We start from the raw sequence: 20,351 nt of genomic DNA on the forward strand, positions 1-20,351 counted from the left end.
ATCTGAAAAATAAGACGTATCATTGGATGGGATAATGCTACAGCCCGTTATCAGAAGCATTGAATCAAGTCCGTATTTTTTCTCTCATTTATTTGTTTTCGCCGTCTTGAGCCATAAGAAAACCCCTTTTCGTTTCCGTTGTATCCATGAAACAAAAGGGATGGGCCGTTTGCATTTTGCAAAAGCATCTGTTACAATGACTGCAGATGGACGCTTCTTGCGTCCACGGTAACACTGGGGGTGCGCATTCGCTGAGAGGCCCTTTGGCCGACCCTTTGTACCTGATGCGGTTAATACCGACGTAGGAAAGTGTGCCGGCCGGGCTGGAGATGAAAAAAGACCAACCAAGGGACCGCTTTTCTATAGAAAAAGCGGTCTCTTTCTTATTATCTTCAAGGAGGAAATTTTCATGAAAACTCAAAGACAGTCAGCCCTTGCCGGTATCATTACGGACGAAATGAAGGAAGTCGCACGCCAAGAAGGGCTATCAGCTGAAACAATCCGAGAGCGTGTGGCCAAGGGAACCATTGCCATCTGTGCCAATATCAACCATAAAAACCTCAAGGTCCGCGGTGTTGGGGAAGGGCTTTCGACAAAGGTCAACGCCAATATTGGGACTTCAACGGCCTACCCCGATCCCGCGCCCGAGCTGAAAAAACTGGATGCGGCCATTGCAGCTGGTGCCGATGCGGTCATGGACCTTTCAACGGGCAACAACATCGACGCCTCCCGCCGTGCCATTATCGAGCATTCGACGGTCATGGTCGGCACCGTTCCCATTTATCAAGCCACGGTTACGGCAATCCGAAACCATGGCAAAGTGACGGATATGACGAAAGAAGACATCTTTGAAGTCATCGAGCAGCAGGCCCATGACGGGGCTGACTTCATGACCATGCACTGCGGTCTCACACGCCGTGCCGTGGATATCCTCATTGCCGAAGGACGCGAAATGGATATTGTAAGCCGCGGCGGCTCCTTCATTGCCGGGTGGATGCTCGCCAACAACAAGGAAAATCCTTTTTACGAGCATTTTGATGAAATCCTTGATATCTGTGCCCGCTACGATGTAACCATCAGCTTAGGCGACGGGCTGCGTCCAGGCTGTCTTGCCGATGCAACGGATCGGGCCCAGATCACAGAACTCATCACCCTTGGGGAGCTGACGGATCGTGCCTGGGAAAAAGGCGTCCAGGTCATGGTAGAAGGTCCGGGGCACGTTCCTTACAATCAGATTGCCGCCAACATGCAGCTGCAGAAACAGCTCTGCCACGGGGCGCCTTTCTATGTGCTGGGGCCCCTTGTGACTGATATTGCACCGGGCTACGACCACATTACTTCTGCAATTGGCGGGACCCTCGCAGCTGTCAGCGGAGCCGATTTTCTCTGCTACGTAACTCCGGCTGAACATTTGGGACTGCCTGATCTCAATGACGTTCGTGAAGGGGTTGTCGCCGCCCGCATAGCCGGTCATGCGGCCGATGTTGCCAAGGGCCTCCCCCAGGCAGTGGCCCAAGATCTTGCCATGGCAAAAGCCCGCAAAAAACTAGACTGGGAAGCTCAAATGGAACTTGCCATCGATCCTCAAAAAGCCCGTGCCATCCGCAATGCCAAGAACAAGAGTACGGATGAATACTGCTCCATGTGCGGAGATTACTGTGCTGTCAAGATCATTGGCGAATACCTTGACGATAAGAAAAAGAAAAAACACTGAAGTCCATTGGGAAAAGGCCAATAAGCACCCTACTTCCTTTCCCCAAGACATCAAAAAGGGCTTGCTGAACACTTCCTGTTCGGCAAGCCTTTTTTCATAGGAAAAGTCAGATCTGGCCAATAGCCTTTAAGATGATTTGGGCAATGATGGCAGAACCCAAATAGGTGCCGGCAAATATGACGCAGCTCAAGATAACGATGCGCCACCCTGTCGACTTAAAGGCATCCATATCCTTACCGATGGAAACACCGGCATAGGCAAGGATGAGCGTACAAAGAGAAACAAACCCGACTTTCTTCATATAAAAGTTGATGACATCACTTCCAGGAAACCCCGGATACGTCAATATACAGCCTAACGTCACAACATAGGCAACAGCAGGAATCTTTCCCGGCATATATTTGCCAAGAAGAATCCCCGCCATGGAAATCCCTACAAGGATCAACAGCCCGGGCAGGCCTTCAATCACACCGCCAGCGCCGGAAAGGGCATTGGAAATCGCTCCTTCGATACTCATGAGAAGCAGGATAGCAAAAGTTTCTGCTAAATTATATCCAATCATTATTCTTCCTCCTTCGTGAGTACGTGACCATATTTTACGATACAGCACTTTTTATAGAGGTATTCCGTAAGCGGCAGGGCGAGCCAAATCGACATATAAAGCCCATCGAGGCCAGAGAGCATATTGCTGGCAGCACCAAAAGCAGCCAGCTGGTCTGCCATCTGGGGATACATGACGGCAAGCGCACCGACAGCGGACGACATCATACTTGCACTGCCAACGCCAGATGCCATGGCAAGCGCGTAAGGATGAAAGATTCCAAGGGCAGCGCAGAAACTGGCCATGAGACCAAAGAAAATCGTTCCGAAAACAGTGCCGCTGATATAAACACCCATAACACCGCGACCTTCTGGGGTATCAAGGCCATAGCGCTCACCGACAAGAGCAATATTCGGTTCACGGGCTATGGAATGGGCCGCACCGATGGTTTCCCGCTTGAGTCCAAAGAACACGGCAAGCGGTACCCCGACAAGGACGGTGCCCAAGTTTCCAAATTCCTGTAAAATCAAGGCCGGACTGGCGCTGATGATTTTGGGCAAGGTTGGTCCCACAAGGGTCCCATAGCGGGCCATGAGGAGCATGAGCGTCAGCCCTATCAAGGAACTTGCATCTTCCATTTCCTTTTGCTTCATAATATTAAGGAAGCGCGGCGTCGTAAAGATTCCGATGATGAGGGCATAAAGCATGGGCAGCAGCACAATCTTTCCTGGGCCGACACTGAAGGATTTAACGCCAATCAGTTCCGCAATCACGATCATGAGCATGACACAGACATGCAGTTTGATGTTCTTCATGGTTCCTCCTCGCTGAAATAGCTGTCCAGTTTCTTGATGTAGGCATCCTTGGTGAGGATGGGTTCATAGTGATCCAAAAGAGCTTTGGCCTTTTGGGCATTGTCCGCCAGAAGATCAATGACCATACCGGCAAAAGCCTTGCCAGGCAGAAGCGCTGCCGCGTTAAAGTCGACAACCTTGAAATCGGCGCCGTGAAGGAGCCCGTCTGTTCCCCCAATAAAAGGATGGATAGCGGGCATAAGATGAGAAACGTCTCCCATATCTGTGGAAGCACTGAAATGGCCGGCATTGATGATCTTGACACTGGGGAACGCTTCCTTGGCATTTTCCACCAGAAGTTCATTAAGTGTGGCGTTGCAGACAAGGGGCAGATGACCAGGCATCGTGTCGATGTGGACTTCGGCACCAATAGCCATACCGCCAGCCCGCAGGGCGGCATCGACCTTTTTATGGGTCTTTTCGATAGCCTCCATCGTTTTGGCCCGCACATAGGTTTCAATCCGTACATCATCGGGAACATTATTTACAAGGTCCCCGCCTTTGGTAATGATTGGATGAACGCGAATGGCGTCTTCATCGCGGAATGTCTCCCTGAGGGAATTGATGCCCATAATGCCAAGCATGGCTGCGTTAAGTGCGTTGATGCCCTGATCAGGCGCGTCAGCAGCATGAGCAGAGCGTCCTACATATTGGATGGTCTTACCAACAAATCCGTTGCTGCTCGTACCAACTGCAACCGTCGGTTCCGGCGTTTTCTTGCTGGAATGCATCTGCATGGCCATATCGATATCATCAAATTCGCCTTCGTAGATAAGCTGGCCCTTACCATGAAGATAGTGGAGCTTACCTTCCCTGCGCAGTTTCTTTCGGTAAGCAAGCTGGACATATTCTTCGGCAGGAACGGCAAAGAAAACGACATTGCCGCAAAGCTCATCAAGCGCATGAGTACGGGCAAGCCCATAAGCGGCGGCGAGCATTGCGGACTGCTGCATATGGTGTCCGCAGGCATGGGCCGCGCCCGTGTCGGGATCAGCCAACGGATGATCCGGGGAACTGATAGCGTCCAGCTCTCCTAAGATGGCAATGGTAGGTCCTGGATTCCCGCCTTTGAGAAGGCCTTTTACACCCGTAATAGCAAGATGGTTCCGGTAGGGAATCCCCAGTTTATCAAATTGAGCCTCTACCTTTTTTGCCGTCTTGAATTCCTTGAAACCAAACTCAGGTTCCTTGGCCACGCTTTTGGCATAGTCAAAGAGCTCATCGTAAGCGGCATCAATCGCAGCAAAAACCTTTTCTTTCAGTGCAAGCTTATCCGTAGCAATCACTCCTCTGTCCTCTATTTTTTTACTTCTCGTTATGTTCCTAGTATACGACCATATACAAGCTTTATCAAATAAAGCTTGTATTTTTAATTAACTTCTTTATTTTGTTTCATATTTTTAATAGAGTACAAAAGTTTTCGCTCACTTTAACAGAAAAAGCACCCTTTTTGCAGAAAACTGCAAAAAGGGTGCTTTTTAACGTCGTCATCAGCCAATAAGAAGCACGGACAGATCGTTGACATTGGTCCCTGTTGGGCCTGTAACAAGAAGGCCATCCGATTTTTCAAGGGCATGGTAGGCATCATTGCGTTCAAGAACGTCGGGAATGGAAAGACCGGCTTCCAAAAGACGGGCTGCCGTCGAACCGTCAGCGTAGCCACCAGCAGCATCGGTCGGTCCATCCGTCCCGTCACTTCCAAAAGAGAAGACCGCCACGTTGGAAAGACCGGCAATCCCGCGAGCAGCAGAAAGCGCAATTTCTTGATTGCGCCCGCCCTTTCCCCGGCCACGAAGATGAACCACCGTTTCCCCGCCAGCCAGAAAAGCCATCTTTTTCCCGCAGCCAGCATATTCACGGCCCATAGCAGCAAGAAAGCTCCCGGCTTCCCGTGCTTCACAATCGAGACTGGACGTTAGGATATGGGTTCGGTAGCCCAGGGCTTCAGCCGCCCTTTTGCCGGCTTTCGCCAGCTCCGTCACACTGCCGGTGACAACCGTTTCAACATGATCAAGGCGCTTAGGGGTTTCCACGGTAAGACAGGCTTCTGCCTCCGGGGAAAGAATGACTTTGTAGCGCTCGATGACCCTTTGGGCATCCTCCCGCGTCGACGTATCAGGATAGGCCGGTCCAGAAGCAATCATATCCAAAGGATCGCCAATAATATCAGAAAGCACAATGGCATACACGTTAGCCGGTGCACAGATCTGAGCAAATTTTCCGCCTTTAACGGCGCTGAAACGCTTGCGGACCGTATTCATGGAAACGATGTCGGCGCCGCTCGATAAAAGATCGGAATTGATTTTCTGCAGTTCCGAAAGCGGAATAAGAGGCTTTTCAAAAAGGGCAGAGCCACCACCGCTGATAAGAAAAAGAACGGTATCATCCTTGCCAAGATCCTTGACCATATCAATGGCACGGGCTGTCGCGGCAACGGAATTGGCATCGAGGACAGGGTGCCCTGCTTCGTAGATTTCAAGGGGCGGCAACGCCCCTTTGGCGTGCTGGTATTTGGTAATGACAATGCCGCCGGAAATGCGGTCCCCCAAAAGGGCAACCGTCGTCTTTGCCATCTGCCAGGCAGCTTTCCCAATGGAAACGACGACAATCCGGCCGCTGCCAAATTTTTTGTTCTTCAAGGCTTTTTCAACGGCCGCATCGGGCAGGGATGCAGCCAGTGCTTTATCCATAATGATCTGGGCATCTTCACGTAACGTCATAGGTCCATCTCCTCATAAATTCAGGTTTCTCCCATTATAGCATGGGAGAAAAAAAGCCAAAAGAAAAAGGCACTCTTTTGGCTGAAAAATTGTTTATTTTTTTTCACGGGGAAGCGTCTCCACGTAAATGCTCCGGCTCGGAAAAGCACAGGATACCCCGTCTTTTGCAAGAACATCCAGGACAAGAAGATTCACTTTTTCACGCACCTTGAGATAAGCGGCATAGTTTGTTTCATACGTATGGCAAATGATAAGGATATTGAGGCTGCTGTCGGCAAGGTCCGTAAAGGCAACGGAAATATCCTGATTGATGATCTGGGGATGGTTTTTCAGGGCTTCCGTCAGGTCCTCAATGAGGGTCTTCATCTGCTCGCTTGTCGTATCGTAGGTCACGCCGACTGTCATTTCAATGCGGCGGCGCTCCCGTACGGAATAATTGACAATGGGCGTTGAAATGATCAGGGAATTAGGAATGTTGACAAGCCCTTGGGCCAAAGTGCGAACATTCGTGCTGCGAAAGGAAATCGATTCAACAGCCCCTTCAATCTCATTGCAGACAATCCAGTCACCAATGCGGAACGGATGATCAAGCATAATGATACAGCAGGCAATGATATTGGAAAGAGAGTCTTTGGCCGCTAGGGAAACGGCAAGGCCGCCAATGGAAAGGCCGGCGACAAAGCCGCTGATATCAAAGCCCCAGAAGCTCACAACGGCAGCTATGCAGAAACAGATGACAAGGATACGCAGGCACATGGAAATAAAGTTTCCCAAGGTTGCGTCAAGACTCCATTTGCCTTTTTTCGTCAAAAAAGAAAAAACATAATTCGTAGAGCTGAAAAAATTGTACCAGACCCAATGGAATGCAATAATGACACAGCTCGCCATGACATGCTGTACAAAGGTTTGGATCCGGGGCACATCAAGGGGGGCTGCCTGGACCATAAGATAAATACCACCGGAAATGATGGCAAGGCGTCCCGGTTTATAAAGAGCTGTCGCGATATTCTGGTCTGCATCATCAGGCAGTTTATTGAGGATAAAACGAATGACCCGCGTGGATAGGATGCGAAACAGCATATAGATCATGACCGTTACAGCACCAATGACAAAAACGGGGAGCCATTCTTTGATAAAAGTTGGTTCCATGTAGGTCCTCCTTAGGTAGGATGCGATAAGAAGCGCTGAATCTTCTCCTATAGGATAACAAAAAGGTCCTTATCCTTCAACCACGCCCTGTTCCCTTAAGGCAGCAAGAACGGCCTCCACCGTTTCTTTGATGCCGCCCCGAACGGAAATATGGAGATCTGCCGCGGCAAGATACAGGGCATAGCGTTCATCATAAAGCTCTTTGAGGCGATTTTTTGATGCAGAAAGAAGCGGCCGTCCCATCTGGTCCACGGACGATGCGATGGCCTCAAGGGAACGGTCCAGAAAAATGAGGAAGCCCCCATGTTTAAGAAGAGCCACATTCTCGGCCTTTTTGATAACGCCACCGCCGCAGGAAAGAACAATCCCCTCTTTTTGACAAAGTTCCCGCAAGGTCTCTGTTTCCTCCTGGCGAAAGGCTGCCTCGCTTTCCCGAAATAGTTCCTTGATGTCCCGATGGATCCTTTCCCTTAGCCGAACATCACTGTCAAAGAAGGGCCATGCCAGGGTGCGTGCCACTTCTTTTCCAATGGTTGTCTTGCCCGCCCCAGGCATGCCAATGAAGATTATATTTTTCACAAAGGGTTCCTCCTTGATTCATGCACAATTTTCATCATTGGGAAAGAGCCTGTTCCACCTGATACAGTTCATTCTGTCCATCAGGACAAAGGCCCCCCTTTCCCGGCTTTGATTTGACAAATCACGCATCTCACCATAGAATACACTTATTCTTATTTTTTGACAACATAGAAGCATAGAAGCAAAGTAGGAGGGCAAGATATGTCAAGAATAGTAAAGGTACGCAATGTAAAAATCGGTGACGGCATTCCCAAGATCTGCATCCCCATTACGGATACAGATTTTGATGGCGTCAAGAAATCAGTCCGTCTCATTGAAAATTCTCCCCACGATATGGTTGAGTGGCGCGCTGATTTCTATAAAGATCTTGCCGATCCGGAACTCCGTATCAAACCCATGATGTATCTGAGAAATTCCTTACCTGACGACCCAATCCTATTTACCATCCGGACGAGTGTCGAAATGGGCGTTCTTGAAATCGATACTGCAGACTACGTGACCCTGAATCTTGCCGTCATTGACAGCGGACTCATCGACCTTGTGGACGTGGAACTATCCCGCGGGGATAAGGCCGTGCGCACCGTCGTCGAAGCCGCCCATAAGGCTGGCGTCAAGGTGATTGTCAGCCGTCACAATAACATCAATACACCGGACCGCGATGTCATTGTAGGAAACCTTTGCCAGATGCAGGATCTTGGGGCAGACATCGTGAAATTTGCCGTCACGCCCCGCTCGGAACGGGATGTATTACGCCTTCTTGATGCAACGCTCGCCATGAAAGAAGATCATAACACGACGCCAGTCATTACCATGAGTATGGGGAAATTAGGCGTCATCAGCCGCATCTGCGGCGAAGTATTTGGGTCGGCCGTAACCTTTGGCACGGCTGGGAAAGCCTCTGCCCCAGGCCAGCTTCCAGCTAACCAGCTTTCCATTTACCTCAAGAGCCTCAACTGACAAAAACCAAAAAAGACTGTGAAGAAGCGGAACATCCCGCGTCTGCACAGTCTTTTTTCATTTCTGCAGATGGTCGATGGCCTTTTCAAGCCCTTTTAATGTAAGGGGAAACATGGGCACTTCCTTTGCAATAATGCCCACGGTCCGCATGCTGTAGTCATAATGCCAGAGCTTTTCATGGAGAGGATTGAGCCAGACCATATGAGGAAAGTGCCGCCTTACCATCTGGATCCATTCAAGGCCGGGCTTTTCGTTGCCATGCCAGTCATCGATGTTCCCATCCACGGCAAGAAGCTCATAGGGTCCCATATGGGCATCCCCAATCACAATGACTTTATATTCGCTCTTGATGTTATGAAGGACCGCTTCCGTCGCAATCCGATTGGGCCAGGCGCAGCTGGGGTCACGAAAGAAATTCTCATACCAGCAGTTATGGAAATAGTAGGTCTTAAGATCCTTGAAATGATGGCCTTCGTGAAGTGCTTGAAAAAGACGTGCACAAAGGGTCACATAAGCATCCATGGAGCCTCCGCTGTCCATGAGAAGCAGCAGTTTGGTCTGGTTCTTGCGGGGCTTTTTCATGATAATTTCCAGTTGACCGCCCTTTTTCGTCGTTGCGGCAACGGTCTCCTCCACATCCAGTTCCGTAGCTGGAGTCTCTTCCCGATTGGAGAGGCGTCGCAGCCTGCGCAGGGCAACCTGGAACTGGCGGATCCCAAGCACATGATCATCACGGAAATCACGGAAATGACGCTCCTCGGCCACCTTTAAGGCATGCTCTCCGCCGCGCTGGCCCCTGATACGGATGCCTTTAGGGGCATAGCCCGAATGGCCAAAGGCCGTAATGCCGCCCGTGCCGATCCATTTACTGCCGCCATGGTGCTCCTCTTTTTGTTCCTTTATCCGCTGGCTCATGATTTCCCGAATCTCCTCAAGGCTCTTGTTTTCCCATAGGAGGCGGGCCGCCTCAAAATCGGGATCCGATAGGGTGAGGGCGTGGGAAAGCCACCGTTCCATCTCTTCCGATAGGTCCGCATGATCTGCCAGCCCCTTGAAATAAGCTGCAAAGGCTTGGTCGAAACGGTCGTAATCGGTTTCCCGTTTAACCAAGATGGCCCGTGCCATATGGTAGAACTCCATAAGGCTTTCCCTTTCAAGGCCCAAGCGAAGTCCATCCATGAGGGCCGTCCACTCGACAAGGCCCACAGGCAACCCATAGGCCCGAAGCAGATAGAGAAAATCCGTAAACATATCAGTACCCCACGCGTTTCAAGTCTTCCGTCTTTTTAAGAAGTACGCCGATAAAGGGGATTTCTTCAGATAGGGTCTCCGCATCAATGCCCCCAATGACAAGGGCCCTTACCCAGTCAAGAAGTTCCGAGGTACCGGGTTTCTTGGAAAGGCCGCTTAACTTGCGGAGGTCATAGAACGCCTTGATGGCCGCATTGACCAAGGTCTCCTCCAAGTTGGGGTCATGGGCATGAATGATCTGGCGCATCATGTCCGGATCGGGGAAGGCAATGTAGTGGAAGATGCAACGGCGCAGGAAAGCATCCGGCAGTTCCTTTTCCGCATTGGACGTAATGATGACAATGGGCCTCTTTTTGGTGCGGACCGTCTCCCCCGTTTCGGGAATGTAAAATTCCATGCGGTCCAGTTCCCACAAGAGGTCATTGGGAAATTCCAAGTCCGCCTTATCGATTTCATCAATGAGAAGGACGCTCTGCTGATCTTCGCTAAAAGCCTCGCCCAGCTTGCCCAGATGGATGTATTTTTTGATGTCATCCACTCCCTCGGCACCAAACTGGCTGTCATAAAGACGCTGCACCGTATCATAGACATAGAGTCCGTCCTGAGCCTTCGTTGTAGATTTGATGTTCCAAATGAAAAGCTTCATGCCCAAGCTGTCCGCAATGGACTGGGCCAGCATGGTCTTTCCCGTTCCCGGTTCTCCTTTGATGAGGAGCGGTTTTTGGAGCGCCGCTGCAATGTTGACACTGCGAACGAGCTCTGGCGAGGCAATATACGTTTCACTTCCTTGGAATTGTTTCATAAGGTCTCCTTTTCGGGGCCCCTCCTTACAGAGAAGGTCCTTTGTTTTTATATGGTTCCATGATACTTAACTTTTCCTTTTGAAGCAAGGTTTGATCCACAAAAATGCAGCAGAAGGGAGCAAGTCACCTTCTGCTGCATCAGATTGAGTAGGAGGGGAAAACGGAGACCATCTCAAGAATCATCAAAAAGAAGTTTTTTCTATCTTTTTGTTCCAAATCTCCACAATGAAAGCCGCTGTCTTTTTGAATGCGCTTCCCACAGGAATCTTGACATCGGCATAGCCTTCATAAAGAGGGCGCCGTTTTTGGTCAAGGTCCCGAACTTTTTCCGCGTCTTCTTCAAGAAGGGGCCGTGTCGAGGTATCAACGGAGGCAATGATAGCTTCTACATCACGGTCAAGGAAAAAGATGGTCCCTGCTTTTTTTAGAAGGGCCATGTTTTCCTTTCTCGTCACAACACCGCCGCCGCAAGAAATGACGCAGCGATTCTTTTGGCAAAGCTGACGAATCGCTTCTGTTTCCCTTGTCCGAAAATAAGCTTCCCCTTTTTCAAACATGTGGGGAATGGTTTCACCAGCAAGACGTTCCGTGACGATATCCGCATCGTAAAAGGGCAGGGCCAGTGCTTTTGCCACCATGGCTCCAATGGTACTTTTTCCGCAGCCTGGAAGCCCAATAAAAATGAGGTTATCCATGGAGTTCCTCCTCTAAGCGTGCGGCGATACACTCCACAATGGAACGGTCTACTTTTTGGTCCAGCCAAATTTCTTCTGAGGCGATGGCCTGGGCAACAAGCATATAAAGGCCGTTACAGCATGGCACACCCGCTCTTTTGGCAAGGTGCATGAACTTCGTCTCTGTCGGATTATAAACAATATCGACTGCGGCTTCTCGCGTCTTTGCAAAGACCTCAGGACGGACGGGAGAAAATCCCGTATGGGGGCTCATTCCCGCAGGCGTCGTATTGATGATGGTATCATGAAAAGGAAGGTCCCGCTGGTGATCATAGTCCATCATGGTAACCTCCGGTGCCCGCGCAAGGAAATCAATCAATTCCCGCTTACCTTTTTCCATATTGCGCGCCATGATGATGATTTCCTTCGGTGCCTGATCAAGGACATACTGCAGAACGGCACGAGCCGCGCCCCCCGTTCCAAGGATAATGATTCTTTTTCCCGAAAGATGGATGCCTTCATGGTCAAGAAGTCTGCCAAACCCTAGATAATCCGTATTATGGGCTTCCTTCCGTCCCTTGGTAAAAACAAGGGTATTGGCAGCCCCAATCTTTTGGGCGGCCTGGCTCATGGCAGGCATATGATGAAGAGCCTTCACTTTATAGGGAATGGTAACATTGAGTCCGTCGAACTGCTGAGCAGCCGAGGCAAAAAAATGGTCAATTTTATCTTGAGGAACCTCTATGAGTTCATAGCTTCCTGTTATCCCCATTTCTTTAAAAAAGGCTTCGTGGATCTTAGAGGACCAACTATGACCTAAGACCTTTCCTACAAGTCCTACTTTCATAACAATCTCCTATCTTCTTTCCTACAGATGGGACATGGTTCCATCGGCTTCGTAATTTCCTAAGAGGGTATAATGGGCTCGTTCCCCCTGAATGCCTCGAAGGGCCCGCTGAACCGCTTCATCCGTTTCATGACCGGAAATATCCATGTGGAAAAAATACTCCCATGGCCGTCCCGGAATGGGACGGGACTCGATATTCGTCATATTGATGGATTCCTCATCAAAATGGGAAAGAACGCGGTACAGGGAACCGGGCTCATGGGGCAGGGTCACGACAAGAGTCATCTTGTCTGCCTTAGGGCTGATTTCCTTTTTCTTTCCAATAATGACAAAGCGGGTGTAGTTGCTTTGATTTGTCTGGATTCCGCGCATAAGGACTGAAAGACCATAGGTTTCCGCAGCTTGGATGCCAGCCACGGCAGCAAGGGTATGCTTCTTCCGCTCTGCCACCATACGGGCAGCCTCCGCCGTATTGCTACAGGGAACGGCCCGCAAAAAAGGATGGGAACGAAAGAAGGCATGACACTGGGACAGCCCCTGTGGATGGGAATAGACCTTCCGAATTTCTTCCAGCTGCGTATCGTCATAGACAAGAAGGCAGTGCTCCACCTTGACAATCTTTTCTCCTACAATATAGGCATGGTATTTTCGAATTAGGTCATAGACATCGGTAATGCCGCCTGTGGAAGAATTTTCGATGGGAAGGACCCCATAGTCGATGGTCCCGTCCATGACGGCGACAACAACATCTTCAAAGTAAGGAAAAGCCTTTTTTTCATAATCCATGCCTGCAAAAAAGCTGGTTGCCGCAAGGTCACTATAAGCCCCGGGCACCCCCTGATGTCCAATCCTACGTTTTGCCTGTCCCATTAAAGCTCACGCTCCCGGCAAAGCATGAGGTCACACAGGGCCCATGCCGTCATGGCTTCCACAACAGGAACGGCACGGGGCACGATGCAGGGATCATGGCGACCCTTGATTTCAAGTATGGTCTCCTCATGGGTCTTGATATTCACCGTATGCTGCGGTTGATAGATGGAAGCCGTCGGCTTTACGACAACACGGAACAAGAGGGGCATGCCCGTTGTAAGGCCTCCCAGGATACCGCCATTGCGGTTTTTCGTCGTAACGACCTTATCCCCTTTGATTGTCATCGGATCATTGGCCTCAGAGCCCCGCATTCCGGCAAGGGAAAATCCATCCCCAAATTCTACGCCTTTAACGGCAGGTATGGAAAAGAGCAACTGGCTCAGCGTGCTTTCTACAGAATCGAAATAGGGTTCCCCGAGCCCCACGGGAAGATGGAGAGCCATACATTCGATGACGCCGCCAACGGAATCCTTGTCCTCCTGGGCGGAACGGATGACGCTTTCCATGACCGCACGCACCTTATCATCCAAGGTGGCAAGGTAATGATCGCCAAGGTGCAGCAGCGTTTCGTCAGTTTCTCCCAACGGATGGAACGGCCGATCGCAGGCCGAACCAATGCGGGCCACATGAGCACCGATGACGATTCCTTTTTGGCGCAGCAGCTGTTTAGCCACAGCGCCTGCAAAGACAAGGGGCGCTGTAAGGCGGCCCGAAAAAGCCCCACCGCCACGGTAATCATTGGCTCCATGAGCCTTCACATAGCCCGGATAATCGCCATGGCTGGGACGCATGACATCCTTTAACAGGGAATAATCCTTGGAATGGGCATCGTGATTCACAATGCGGGCACATAGAGCCGTTCCGGTCGTCTTCCCTTCAAAAAAACCACTTTCAATAGTAAATTGATCCGTTTCCTTCCGATGTGTGGAAAGCGGGGACTGACCCGGTACGCGCCGCGCCATTTCTTTTTCAATAGCGCCCAGATCGATTGTGATATTGGGCGGCAGGCCATCAAGAACGATTCCAATGGAAGGACCGTGGGATTCGCCATAGATAGTCATACGAAGCCGCATTCCGACTGTAGAACTCATTTGATTTTTCCTCCTAATGATTCATAGTCCTGCCAAAATTGAGGATACGATTTCTGTACACTTTCACTGCCTGTTAGGATAACAGGACCGTCCGAACGTGTTGCAGCAATGGCGAGACTCATCGCAACGCGATGGTCATTCCAGCTATCTGCCCCTGCACCGTGAAGCATCGGCACTCCCCTGATAATAAGTCCATCGGGGCGCTCCTCAATGTGGGCACCCATTTTAGTAAGTTCCGATGCCATGGCTTTAAGGCGGTCGCATTCCTTGAGGCGCAGCCGTTCAGCATGAATGATTTCCGTCGTACCTTTTGCAAGGGCAGCGGCCACAGAAAGAATAGGAACAAGATCGGGGCAGTCCGAGGCATCGATGCGAATGCCATGAAGGGATGAGGGGTGAATCGTTAGGCTTTCCGGGCCTTCTTCAAATTTAGCCCCCATACGCTGTAAAATCGGAAGAATTGCCTTATCTCCCTGAAGGGAACTTGTCTTGACGCCTCGAATCGATATTCCTTTTCCTAACGCACCGGCAACCAGAAAGAAAGCGGCTTGAGAAAAGTCTCCTTCTACGCTGCCGCTGTAGGGTCGATAGGCCTGACCGCCCAAAACGCGATACAAGCGCGGTTCATCTTGAAAAACGTGGACGCCAAATGTGCTCAGGGCGGACAGGGTAAGCGCCACATAACTTTGGGATTCAAAAGAGCCAGTGATTTCAATGGTAGAATCCCTCTGAAGGAGTGGCAAGGCAAAAAGAAGACCGCTGATGAACTGACTGCTCACATCACCGGGAACCACAAAATGGCCGCTTTTTAAGGGACCTTGAACCGAAAGAGGAAAATGACGCTCCGATCCATAGTGAAAATGAAGGTTTTCTTCCTTAAAAAGGGTTTCATATGGTGTCAAGGGACGTGTTCCCAGTTCGCCTTCCCCAATGAAGTTGTAGCAATTGCCGTCAAGGGCTGCCAAGGGGATGAGGAAACGCAAGGTTGAACCCGATTCCCCGCAGTCCATAAGAGGAGATTTTTGATGAGGCGGCTGACCTTTTACGAAATAGGTTTTTCGGCCTTTTTCCCCAGGACCTTCCATAATGGTCGCACCAAGCGCTTCCAGACAGCGTCTAGTCGCGGCAATATCCTTGGAAAAACTGACATCACGAATCCAGCTCTCACCTTGGGCAAGAGCGGCACAGATAAGGAAACGATGGCCCATGCTTTTGGAAGAAGGGGCCGTTACCGTTCCCGCTAAGAGCGACGGCATCAAGGTCAAGGTCGTCATGGTTTATCCTCCACATATGGCATCAATTCATCAAAAGAAACTTTCTTCAAAAGATGCTGACCGATTTCCGGCACAATCACAAGGGTAATCTCATGCCCCCTTTTTTTCTTATCCAAAGCAATGCCACGGACAATGTCCTCCGGGTTCATGGAAACGCCTGTAGGAAGGCCAAAACGAGCCAGCAAGGTCTTGATTTTCTCGGCCGTGCCCTTTTGAGCAAGTCCCAGACGCTCCGCATTTTGGGTAAGACGGACCATCCCAATGCCAACGCCTTCCCCATGGGTATACTTTTCATAGTGATAATACCGTTCCACAGCATGTCCGATGGTATGACCAAAATTAAGAACCATACGGGCCCCCGTATCGCGCTCGTCTTTTTCGACAACCGCAACCTTGATAAGGATGCAGCGATGAATGATGGATTCGGCTGCAGCAAGAATCGCCCGATCATCAGGAAGCGATTCCAACGCGGCAAAAAAGTCAGCACTGCCGAAGGCCCCACATTTGATGACCTCCGCAAAACCGTCATGGAGGTAACGGACTGGCAAGGTATCAAGCAGATCCGGGTCGATGAATACGCCTCGCGGCTGGTAGAAAGCGCCTACGAGATTTTTTCCTTCTGGCAGATCCACAGCGACCTTACCACCAACGCTGCTGTCAATCTGGGAAAGAAGCGTTGTTGGGATTTGGATAAAATCAATTCCCCGCAGAAAAGACGCGGCCACAAAGCCGGCAAGATCTCCCACGACGCCGCCGCCCAAAGCCACAACCAGATCCGACCGGGTCATTCCAAACTGGGCACAGGCCCTGACCATGGTTTCAAAGACCGCAAGAGTCTTATGGTGCTCCCCATGAGGGAAAATAAACCGGCGAACCATAAAGCCTTCCTTGGAAAGTTTTTCTTCGAGCGCTTTGCCATAAAGGGCATCCACCGTGTCATCCGTAATGACAGCAACCTTTTCGGCTTTGGAAAGGCTGCGGATCTTTGTCCCGACATCCTTCCACAGACCTCTGGCAATTTCAATGGTATAGGAATCCAGTCCGAGTGCAACATCAATTTTTTCCATAGAACATATCCCTTCTCTTCTTCTTTGCTTCATCCATCATGACAAGGAGGGTCTTCCTGTCTCCCTCCTTTAACGCCTTTTTCCATTTTTCCAGCTGGGTTTCAAGGCGCTCGATTTCTGCAATGACAGGTTCCTTATTCAGGAGAAAGAGGTCTGACCACAACGTCCCATTGATATCGGCGACCCTTGTTGCATCACGGAAACTGCCAGCAATGAAGTACTTGGTATTTTCCTTCATGGAATCACTGTTCATGAGGGACACCGCCATGATATGGGGCAAATCACTTGTGTAGGCAATGATGCCGTCATGCTCCCTGGCAGATAGTTCAACAACCCGGCCGCAGCCAATCTGAAGTGCGATTGCACGAAGCCAGGCTACATTTTCCGGGCGATTTTCTTTCCGCTTGATGACAATGAAATTTGCTCCTTCGAAAATCCGGGAGGTACTTTGACCGTATCCTTTGCCTTCCCGTCCGGCCATCGGATGCGCCGGTACAAAATCCATTTCCGGGCCCAAAAGCCTGTCGATTTCATCGGGAATGCTGCCTTTGATGCCCATTACATCCGTGAGCAGGACGTCCTTCTTGAAATACTTCACATGGTCCTTGACAAAAGAAACAAAAGCTCCGGGATACATGGCGCAGATGATGATATCCGCTCCCTGCAAAAGGGAAGGATCCTCATCAGCAATGTCTGTAATATACCCCTCATCCTTAGCCATAAGGGAAACAATATGATTACGGTCCATGCCGATGATTTTATGGGCGTTCCGATTCTTCAGAGCCTTGGCATAAGAGCCGCCAATTAGACCCAATCCAATGATGGCAAACGTCGTTTCTTCCAGTGACTTCATGTAAATGGTTCCTTTCTCCCACTCTGCTTCTTTTCTTCCAAAGGGATTACAGCTCGCGGCCCACGACAGGAGCAATCTTGCGAAGGTCTTCCATAAGGTCATGGAAGGCGGGCAAGGTAAGGCTCTGTGCCCCGTCACAAAGGGCGTGCTGGGGATCGTTGTGGGTCTCAATGATCAGCCCGTCAGCCCCAGCTGCAAGGGCGGCCCGCGCCATGGAGGCAACCATCCAAGATTTTCCGGTTGCATGGCTGGGATCAACAATCACAGGCAGGTGGCTCAGCCGTTTGACGGCACAGATAGCAGATAAATCCAAGGTATTGCGGGTATATGTCTCAAAAGTACGGATGCCTCGTTCACAAAGAATGACATTTTCGTTTCCCTCACTCATGATGTACTCCGCACTCATGAGCCACTCTTCAATGGTCGCGGAAAGACCGCGCTTTAAAAGGATTGGAACATTCGTCTTTCCCAGTTCCTTGAGAAGTGTGAAGTTCTGCATATTGCGGGCACCGACTTGGATGAGGTCTACCTTTTCGACAAATTCCGCAATCTTGTCGGCAGACATGATTTCTGTAACGATAGGCAGCCGTTCTTTGCTGCCCGCTTCACGGATCATGTCAAGCCCCTTATCTCCCAGCCCCTGGAAGGAATAAGGGGAAGTGCGGGGCTTGAAGGCACCGCCGCGCAGCATGGAGGCACCGCTTTCCTTCACGGAATGGGAGATCTTTTTCATCTGTTCCGGGCTTTCAACGGAACAGGGCCCCGCTATGACAGTAAATCTTTTCCCGCCTACTGGAACACCGCTTACATCGATGATGCTGTCATCGGGATGGAACATACGGTTGGCCCGTTTAAAAGGTTCCTGCACGCGCAGGGCCTTTTCCACATCGGGATTGACGAGAAACTCCTCAGGATCCAAAATACTCGTATCTCCCACAATTCCCAAGATGGTTTGGTTTACCCCCATGCTTTCATGGATTGTAAAGCCACGTTTCTTAAGCCCCGCTTCCACTCCTGCAATTGCTTCTTTTGGGGCACCCTTCTTCATAACGATAATCATTGCTACCATCCTCCTTAAAAATAAAAAAGCAGGCTCGTAAAGAGTCTGCTTTGAACGGTCAAAACCTATCATCAAACCCGCCTTGCTATCGTCAGTCACAAGGGGGATTCGGCACTCGCTTTACGGTAGAACAAACATTCTTTTGTGGGCACGCAAAATAACCAAAGCTAAAATAGCTCTGGTAACGATACACAAAAGCCTGTCCAAGTAAAGCATTCTGCATCATGACTAACCGTCCCTTCTCTACTAGAATGGCTAAAGTGTAACGCTAAATGAGAAAAAGGTCAATAAAAAAGCCAATTTATTTTCTTGAAATAGAAATAAATTAGCTTTTTGTATCATTTTTTATAGTTGAAGCTGGACATACTGAAGACCCAGCCCGTGACCTGTCACATCAGCAAAACGGACGAGAAGGGTCCCATATTGAGGCAATTCTTTTAAAGGAAGGCATAAGGCGCTTTCGGTAAATAAGGCTTCATCCTCATGGGTATCCGTACGTTTGGGGTCATCAATGGCAACCGTCACATTGAGCAGACGGCCAAAAAGTTCGGCCTTTTGAATGGCCATTTGGCCACCCCGTCCTTCCGTATCCATGGCCGTATAAATGACAAGAAACGAGTCATAAGCCTTGCCATGATATTTTTGCTGGGCGCCTTGGATCTTTTCTTTTGCTGTATACATCCGTTTGACATCCCCCACCCCAGCCACATCAATCTTTTCAAGGACAACTTGACGCGGTACGAAGGCCGTTCCAACAAAACCGTCTGGAGTGACCTCCGGATCATGGTTCCAGTTATCGGTTGCAGTCGTTCCCTTATATAAGACCTTGCCTCCATCAACAATTTTTTGGGAAACAAAGAGTTCTCCATCAGCAAGCGGAAGTTTTTCATTTGCAGCTGCAACACTAAAAGGCAGGACCACTCCGAAAAGGCCCATAAAGAGAGCCATCATCATTCGTTTTTTCACTAGTTTTCACCCTTTCTCAAAGAGGAAACGAAAGTCTCCCCTTCAACGACCAAAGGAAAAGGAGCCTTAAGGCTCCCCCTCCCTTTTGCCTCACAGCTTATTTACAATGTCATCAAGGGCCTTGCGGCAGCCTTCACTAAGGTTTTGAAGCGGCTTGCCATCATCTTCAGCTGCAACAACCATGGGATCGATGGGAATCTGTCCCAAGAAAGGCAGCTGCTTTTCATCGGCTAGCTGCCGGCCGCCGCCGGACTTAAAGATATCAACCTTTTCCCCACAGTGGGGGCAGATAAAACCACTCATATTTTCAATGATGCCGCGAATCTTGATATGTGCCATATCACAGAAGTTAACGGACTTACGCACATCGGCCAAGGAAACCTTCTGCGGCGTCGTCACAATGATAGCTTCCGCATCAGGGATAGTTTGGACGACGGTCAACGGTTCATCACCCGTTCCAGGCGGGCAATCAATGATCAGATAGTCAAGGGCCGGCCAATCCGTATCGGAAAGGAATTGACGAATGGCGCCAATTTTGACAGGGCCGCGCCAAATGAGGGGATCATCTTCACTTTGCAGCAGTCCCTGAGCTGAAATGAAGCAAAGGTTCTTATTGACTTCAAAAGGCAGGAGACGATCTTTCTTTGCCATCAAATGGGCATTGGAAAAGCCAAGCATACCGGCAACGCTGGGCCCGTGAAGGTCCACATCAAGAAGACCCACTTTAAAACCCTTTTCAGCCAAAAGAAGGGCAAGGTCGACGGAAACCGTAGACTTACCGACTCCGCCCTTTCCGCTCATGACAATGAATTTATGTTTGACCTGACCAAGAAATTGATGGATGGCCACATCTTGAGGATTAACCTTTTTCTCACTCGCAGACGGGCAGCCTGCGCAGCTCGACTGGGAGCAACGATCACAATCTGACATAATAAGACTCCTTCCCTTCACCTCCTTAAGAGGCTACTGTACCTCATCATTATACAGAAATTCAATGGTCTTTGCAAACCCCAGCCCCCTATTCGGGCAACAACCTGAAGAGATGAAAAAGCCTCATAAAGACCTTTTAACAAAAAAAATC

General features: G+C 50.0%; 20 protein-coding genes and 1 riboswitch. Of the genes, 2 read left to right on the forward strand and 18 right to left on the reverse strand.

Annotation, left to right across the window (positions count from 1 at the left end):
* The first annotated feature begins 226 nt into the window (after positions 1–226).
* A riboswitch (TPP riboswitch) is annotated at positions 227–325 on the forward strand.
* An 84-nt stretch (positions 326–409) separates the two neighbouring features.
* Positions 410–1,714, forward strand: a complete 1,305-nt coding sequence (gene thiC, locus HMPREF1246_RS04720; protein WP_021736858.1) for a phosphomethylpyrimidine synthase ThiC — start codon at positions 410–412, stop codon at positions 1,712–1,714.
* A gap of 106 nt (positions 1,715–1,820) precedes the next feature.
* Here the strand turns inward: thiC and HMPREF1246_RS04725 are convergent, their stop codons facing one another.
* From HMPREF1246_RS04725 to HMPREF1246_RS04750, 6 genes are all read right to left on the reverse strand, one after another.
* A complete protein-coding gene (locus tag HMPREF1246_RS04725) occupies positions 1,821–2,276 on the reverse strand; it encodes a LysO family transporter (protein WP_014128004.1) in 456 nt (151 codons plus the stop codon).
* On the reverse strand, positions 2,276–3,070 hold the full coding sequence (locus HMPREF1246_RS04730; protein WP_009015125.1) for a DUF3100 domain-containing protein: 795 nt from the start codon (positions 3,068–3,070) through the stop codon (positions 2,276–2,278). The genes HMPREF1246_RS04725 and HMPREF1246_RS04730 overlap by 1 nt, the downstream gene beginning before the upstream one ends.
* On the reverse strand, positions 3,067–4,395 hold the full coding sequence (locus HMPREF1246_RS04735; protein WP_021736863.1) for an amidohydrolase: 1,329 nt from the start codon (positions 4,393–4,395) through the stop codon (positions 3,067–3,069). Before HMPREF1246_RS04735 ends, HMPREF1246_RS04730 begins: the two co-directional genes overlap by 4 nt.
* A 204-nt stretch (positions 4,396–4,599) precedes the next feature.
* Positions 4,600–5,829, reverse strand: coding sequence for a glycerate kinase (locus HMPREF1246_RS04740; RefSeq protein ID WP_021736832.1), 1,230 nt, complete (start codon positions 5,827–5,829; stop codon positions 4,600–4,602).
* A 93-nt stretch (positions 5,830–5,922) separates the two neighbouring features.
* On the reverse strand, positions 5,923–6,978 hold the full coding sequence (locus tag HMPREF1246_RS04745) for a mechanosensitive ion channel family protein (RefSeq protein WP_009015128.1): 1,056 nt from the start codon (positions 6,976–6,978) through the stop codon (positions 5,923–5,925).
* A 69-nt stretch (positions 6,979–7,047) separates the two neighbouring features.
* Positions 7,048–7,557, reverse strand: coding sequence for a shikimate kinase (locus HMPREF1246_RS04750; protein WP_009015129.1), 510 nt, complete (start codon positions 7,555–7,557; stop codon positions 7,048–7,050).
* Positions 7,558–7,758: 201 nt separating this feature from the next.
* On the opposite strand from HMPREF1246_RS04750, the gene aroD reads away from it, so the two are divergent.
* Complete coding sequence (aroD, locus tag HMPREF1246_RS04755) at positions 7,759–8,514, forward strand: type I 3-dehydroquinate dehydratase (protein WP_021736856.1); 756 nt, start codon at positions 7,759–7,761, stop codon at positions 8,512–8,514.
* A gap of 57 nt (positions 8,515–8,571) precedes the next feature.
* Here the strand turns inward: aroD and HMPREF1246_RS04760 are convergent, their stop codons facing one another.
* The 12 genes from HMPREF1246_RS04760 to HMPREF1246_RS04815 all read right to left on the reverse strand — a co-directional run bounded on the left by HMPREF1246_RS04760 (position 8,572) and on the right by HMPREF1246_RS04815 (position 20,200).
* Complete coding sequence (locus tag HMPREF1246_RS04760) at positions 8,572–9,765, reverse strand: VWA domain-containing protein (RefSeq protein WP_021736836.1); 1,194 nt, start codon at positions 9,763–9,765, stop codon at positions 8,572–8,574.
* Position 9,766: 1 nt separating this feature from the next.
* Positions 9,767–10,567 carry a MoxR family ATPase gene (locus HMPREF1246_RS04765; protein ID WP_021736841.1) on the reverse strand — a complete coding sequence of 267 codons (801 nt, stop codon included), beginning with the start codon at positions 10,565–10,567 and terminating at the stop codon, positions 9,767–9,769.
* Positions 10,568–10,750: 183 nt separating this feature from the next.
* Entirely contained in the window at positions 10,751–11,263 is a 513-nt protein-coding gene (locus HMPREF1246_RS04770) for a shikimate kinase (protein ID WP_021736867.1), read from the reverse strand.
* Positions 11,256–12,089 carry a shikimate dehydrogenase gene (locus tag HMPREF1246_RS04775; protein WP_021736853.1) on the reverse strand — a complete coding sequence of 278 codons (834 nt, stop codon included), beginning with the start codon at positions 12,087–12,089 and terminating at the stop codon, positions 11,256–11,258. The genes HMPREF1246_RS04770 and HMPREF1246_RS04775 overlap by 8 nt, the downstream gene beginning before the upstream one ends.
* A gap of 21 nt (positions 12,090–12,110) precedes the next feature.
* A complete protein-coding gene (pheA, locus tag HMPREF1246_RS04780; protein ID WP_021736855.1) occupies positions 12,111–12,959 on the reverse strand; it encodes a prephenate dehydratase in 849 nt (282 codons plus the stop codon).
* Positions 12,959–14,050, reverse strand: coding sequence for a chorismate synthase (gene aroC / locus HMPREF1246_RS04785; protein ID WP_021736859.1), 1,092 nt, complete (start codon positions 14,048–14,050; stop codon positions 12,959–12,961). The genes pheA and aroC overlap by 1 nt, the downstream gene beginning before the upstream one ends.
* A complete protein-coding gene (gene aroA, locus HMPREF1246_RS04790; RefSeq protein ID WP_021736848.1) occupies positions 14,047–15,324 on the reverse strand; it encodes a 3-phosphoshikimate 1-carboxyvinyltransferase in 1,278 nt (425 codons plus the stop codon). Before aroA ends, aroC begins: the two co-directional genes overlap by 4 nt.
* Positions 15,321–16,391: a 3-dehydroquinate synthase gene (gene aroB / locus HMPREF1246_RS04795; RefSeq protein ID WP_021736831.1), complete on the reverse strand. Its 1,071-nt coding sequence runs from the start codon at positions 16,389–16,391 to the stop codon at positions 15,321–15,323. The genes aroA and aroB overlap by 4 nt, the downstream gene beginning before the upstream one ends.
* Positions 16,378–17,346: a prephenate dehydrogenase gene (locus HMPREF1246_RS04800; protein WP_226828512.1), complete on the reverse strand. Its 969-nt coding sequence runs from the start codon at positions 17,344–17,346 to the stop codon at positions 16,378–16,380. The genes aroB and HMPREF1246_RS04800 overlap by 14 nt, the downstream gene beginning before the upstream one ends.
* Positions 17,291–18,304, reverse strand: a complete 1,014-nt coding sequence (aroF, locus tag HMPREF1246_RS04805; protein ID WP_016459775.1) for a 3-deoxy-7-phosphoheptulonate synthase — start codon at positions 18,302–18,304, stop codon at positions 17,291–17,293. Before aroF ends, HMPREF1246_RS04800 begins: the two co-directional genes overlap by 56 nt.
* A gap of 345 nt (positions 18,305–18,649) precedes the next feature.
* Positions 18,650–19,270: a hypothetical protein gene (locus HMPREF1246_RS04810; RefSeq protein WP_014127994.1), complete on the reverse strand. Its 621-nt coding sequence runs from the start codon at positions 19,268–19,270 to the stop codon at positions 18,650–18,652.
* Between the two features lie 90 nt (positions 19,271–19,360).
* Positions 19,361–20,200, reverse strand: coding sequence for an Mrp/NBP35 family ATP-binding protein (locus tag HMPREF1246_RS04815; protein WP_016459776.1), 840 nt, complete (start codon positions 20,198–20,200; stop codon positions 19,361–19,363).
* Between the last annotated feature and the right edge of the window lie 151 nt (positions 20,201–20,351).

This window comes from Acidaminococcus sp. BV3L6, assembly GCF_000468835.1.
GTDB classification, from domain to species: domain Bacteria; phylum Bacillota; class Negativicutes; order Acidaminococcales; family Acidaminococcaceae; genus Acidaminococcus; species Acidaminococcus intestini.

Excerpts from the sequence above, each read along its gene's own strand:
- thiC (WP_021736858.1), top strand. The coding sequence starts at position 410 with ATGAAAACTCAAAGACAGTCAGCCCTTGCCGGTATCATTACGGACGAA.
- HMPREF1246_RS04725 (WP_014128004.1), bottom strand. The coding sequence starts at position 2,276 with ATGATTGGATATAATTTAGCAGAAACTTTTGCTATCCTGCTTCTCATG.
- HMPREF1246_RS04730 (WP_009015125.1), bottom strand. The coding sequence starts at position 3,070 with ATGAAGAACATCAAACTGCATGTCTGTGTCATGCTCATGATCGTGATT.
- HMPREF1246_RS04740 (WP_021736832.1), bottom strand. The coding sequence starts at position 5,829 with ATGACGTTACGTGAAGATGCCCAGATCATTATGGATAAAGCACTGGCT.
- HMPREF1246_RS04745 (WP_009015128.1), bottom strand. The coding sequence starts at position 6,978 with ATGGAACCAACTTTTATCAAAGAATGGCTCCCCGTTTTTGTCATTGGT.
- aroD (WP_021736856.1), top strand. The coding sequence starts at position 7,759 with ATGTCAAGAATAGTAAAGGTACGCAATGTAAAAATCGGTGACGGCATT.
- HMPREF1246_RS04760 (WP_021736836.1), bottom strand. The coding sequence starts at position 9,765 with ATGTTTACGGATTTTCTCTATCTGCTTCGGGCCTATGGGTTGCCTGTG.
- HMPREF1246_RS04765 (WP_021736841.1), bottom strand. The coding sequence starts at position 10,567 with ATGAAACAATTCCAAGGAAGTGAAACGTATATTGCCTCGCCAGAGCTC.
- HMPREF1246_RS04770 (WP_021736867.1), bottom strand. The coding sequence starts at position 11,263 with ATGGATAACCTCATTTTTATTGGGCTTCCAGGCTGCGGAAAAAGTACC.
- HMPREF1246_RS04775 (WP_021736853.1), bottom strand. The coding sequence starts at position 12,089 with ATGAAAGTAGGACTTGTAGGAAAGGTCTTAGGTCATAGTTGGTCCTCT.
- pheA (WP_021736855.1), bottom strand. The coding sequence starts at position 12,959 with ATGGGACAGGCAAAACGTAGGATTGGACATCAGGGGGTGCCCGGGGCT.
- aroC (WP_021736859.1), bottom strand. The coding sequence starts at position 14,050 with ATGAGTTCTACAGTCGGAATGCGGCTTCGTATGACTATCTATGGCGAA.
- aroA (WP_021736848.1), bottom strand. The coding sequence starts at position 15,324 with ATGACGACCTTGACCTTGATGCCGTCGCTCTTAGCGGGAACGGTAACG.
- aroB (WP_021736831.1), bottom strand. The coding sequence starts at position 16,391 with ATGGAAAAAATTGATGTTGCACTCGGACTGGATTCCTATACCATTGAA.
- HMPREF1246_RS04800 (WP_226828512.1), bottom strand. The coding sequence starts at position 17,346 with ATGACCTTATGGAAGACCTTCGCAAGATTGCTCCTGTCGTGGGCCGCG.
- aroF (WP_016459775.1), bottom strand. The coding sequence starts at position 18,304 with ATGATTATCGTTATGAAGAAGGGTGCCCCAAAAGAAGCAATTGCAGGA.
- HMPREF1246_RS04815 (WP_016459776.1), bottom strand. The coding sequence starts at position 20,200 with ATGTCAGATTGTGATCGTTGCTCCCAGTCGAGCTGCGCAGGCTGCCCG.